The organism is Paenibacillus forsythiae T98, assembly GCF_000520735.1.
Lineage (GTDB): Bacteria > Bacillota > Bacilli > Paenibacillales > Paenibacillaceae > Paenibacillus_AQ > Paenibacillus_AQ forsythiae.
The window spans coordinates 1-2,837 of sequence record NZ_ASSC01000608.1 but is presented as its reverse complement, the minus strand read 5'-3'; the positions used below and the strand labels follow the sequence as shown (position 1 = coordinate 2,837).

Genomic DNA, 2,837 nt, shown 5'->3' with positions numbered 1-2,837 from the left:
GCTGTCCCCGCTGCCTTGTCAGCCAGCGCCACCGGGCTGGGCAGATTATTGATTTTGTATGTCACCTGCCAGGCTGACTCACGGTCGACCTTCGCCTTCGCTTCCTCCAGCGCGGTAATCTTCGCCTCCGCTGCGGTCAGCTTGTCCAGCGTTCCGGCAGACACCAGCGCTTGCTGGGGCGCCGTCAGGCTGCCATAGACCTCGCGGGCTACGGTCACCGCTGCCTTGTCGGCCAGTGTAAGCTCCTCTGTCTCCGGCAGCGCGCCAATGATTTGCGCCGCCGCATCAGCCGCAACCTGGTCAGGGTTAATCAGACCATAGCGCGCGACAAAAGCATTATAACCGCCATCTGCGCCCGACACCGGCGACCTGCCGCCCAGCACGGCCGCCTCACCGTCGGCGGATTGCGTCGCTCCATAGACAACCAGGCCGTTGCCCGCCGCCGCTATCACCGGCATAGAGAGGGTTCCTTCATAGCCCGCTCCCTTAAACGACGCTTCATTCCGCGTGCCTCCCGCCAGATACACCCAGCCGGTATTCAGATTCTCATCGCTGTGGATCACTACAATATCTTGTCCGCCTTTGGCAGAGCCTCCAGCGGGCGTCTTACCGGCAGAAGCTTCCGCCAGGCCGTTAGCTATCCCGCCAAGCCAGTAATTTCCGTCCCCCAAGGGAATGATCGTCGTCAGATTTTCCGGGTTATCCGCAGTAGAATCCTTCAACAGCGGATCACTCGTCTGCGAATAGCCCTTCTCTGCTTCCACAGACAAGTCACCCGTCTTGAACTTGACAGAGAATGCGGCGGGTACACCGCCCGTGACCGCCCTTCCCACAGCCAACAGGCTGGAACCGTCCTCTGAGGCGGCTATATCATTCAGATCGGCTATTTCCGCCCCTTCCGGAGCATAGGTCGTGATTCCTTGCAGCGTACCGTCCGCCGACAGAACACCGATCAGTCCCTTATGCTGCGAGCTGTCGTTATTCAGAGGGAACGAAATATCGACGCTTGCTGCGTCTTTGTAAATCGCGCCGTTCTTGTATATTCTGGAGAAGCTCTTGGCTGATGACCACCCTGCTACCGCATATCCGCCGCCGGGAAGCTCGGTTACTGACAGCAGTTCCGTCGTCAAGTTGGCTATGTTGGATCTCTTCTCATAGAAATGAGTGATCCATTCATTCGTGCCGGCAGCGTTATATTTGATCACAAAAGGCTCCATCCTGTTGCCTATCGGTCCGAAATATCCGCTTACGCCTCTGGAGTATCCAATCGCGACATAACCCCCGTCCGACGTTGGCTGTACTTGCGATAACGCAATATCTCCCCCGATGCTTGTCGCTATCTTGGTGCCGATTGCACTGGCTCCCTGAAGCTCGCCGTCAGGATTCAGCTTGACCATCAAGCCATCCGACGCGATCCCTGTATAGTTAGTGACGGAATTCTTCGAAATAGAGTGCTTATAAGCGGCTTTATTTCCCGAAAAATCCTGCAGCGTTATTTGATAATTCATGCCTTCCATTAAACTTCCGATTGGATCATAAGGCACGCCTGTCCCCACCGCGACCAGACTTCCGTCCTTTAAAATAGCCAGGGAGTTAAGCCGGATTCTGTAATCCTTGCTGGCTCCCCCCAATGGGATGTCGCTGGAGTTCTCGGCTGCGTAAATGCCTTTGATCCAGACCTGATGCAGCGCTCCGCCCTGATCGCTGAGCTTGACAATATAGGCCGGATTTGACGTTCCTTTATCTGCGGCAAAAGTCAATCCCAGAGAGCTGCCATTATCCAGGTCCGCGATAGCGTAATATTCGTTATACCCTTCCTTCGGATCAACGACCAGACTCCGGATTGAATTCTCCAGAAACCCCGCCTCTCCGATTCCCCATGCGCTCTCAAATGACGGTTTTAAGCTGGCGGCTGCCGCTGCCGCCTTCGAACCAGCCGCTCCCGCTATCGTCGTAAGCAGCAGGACGCAAATAATGAATACCCTCTCCGCCTTGCGGATTCCAGGCCAATTGATTCTCCCCACCGGATGAAACCTCCCATGAAAATAATTGAATTATGGAATGCCCCGGCAGGCGTTGCCTTGCCGGAACATTCCTCTTCCCGTTTGGCGAATTACTCCAGCTCCAGCGCCTTCACCAGCACCGTAGCCGCTTCAGCGCGGGTCGCGGTTGCCTTCGGCGAGAACCGGTTGCCGGCCTGGCCGGATATAATGCCCGAAGCCACGGCGGCTTCGACTCCGGATTTCGCCCATGCCGAAATCTCTCCGTTATCCTTGAAGGCAAGCTCCGTCTTCTGTGTAAGCTGAAAAGCGTACACGGTCATCACGACCATCTCTTCCCGTGTCACCGGGTAATCGGGCAGGAACTTGCCGTCCGGGTAGCCGTTCACAATCTGATGGCTTGCCGCCGTCAGGATCTCTCCCTTCGCCCAGTGCCTCTCAATGTCGCTGAATCCGGCGTCGCCCGTACCACTCAGCCCAAGCGCCTTGACCAGCAGCGTGGCGAACTCTGCCCGTGTAATCGTCCGGTTCGGCTGGAAAGTGCCGTTCGGGTATCCGGAGGTCACTCCACGCTGTCTCAAATTATCAATGTAGCTTCTGGCCCAGTGATTCTCCGTATCCTTCAATGCGGCCAGATTCCCGGCCGTCTTCACCGACTGCGGAAATTCCGCGAATACAGAGAACTTCGTGAAGTGATAGACAGCCGCCGAGATTCCGGCGCCGTTCACCGTGCCGCCGACCCTTGTCCATTTGCTTGCGGCATCATCGTAATAGTAGATGGCCGCCTGCTTGCCGCCTGGAACCTTCGAAGGGTCAAATGCAAGGGTAACGGTCACC

Annotated in this window: 2 protein-coding genes; both read right to left on the bottom strand. The window is 56.5% G+C overall.

Going from position 1 to position 2,837, the window contains the following annotated elements:
• On the bottom strand, nt 1-2,024 hold a 2,024-nt coding region (locus L692_RS29445), incomplete at its 3' end, for a hypothetical protein (RefSeq protein ID WP_036724490.1).
• An 89-nt stretch (nt 2,025-2,113) separates the two neighbouring features.
• A partial coding sequence (locus L692_RS29440) for an S-layer homology domain-containing protein (protein WP_036724488.1) occupies nt 2,114-2,837 on the bottom strand: 724 nt, incomplete at its 5' end.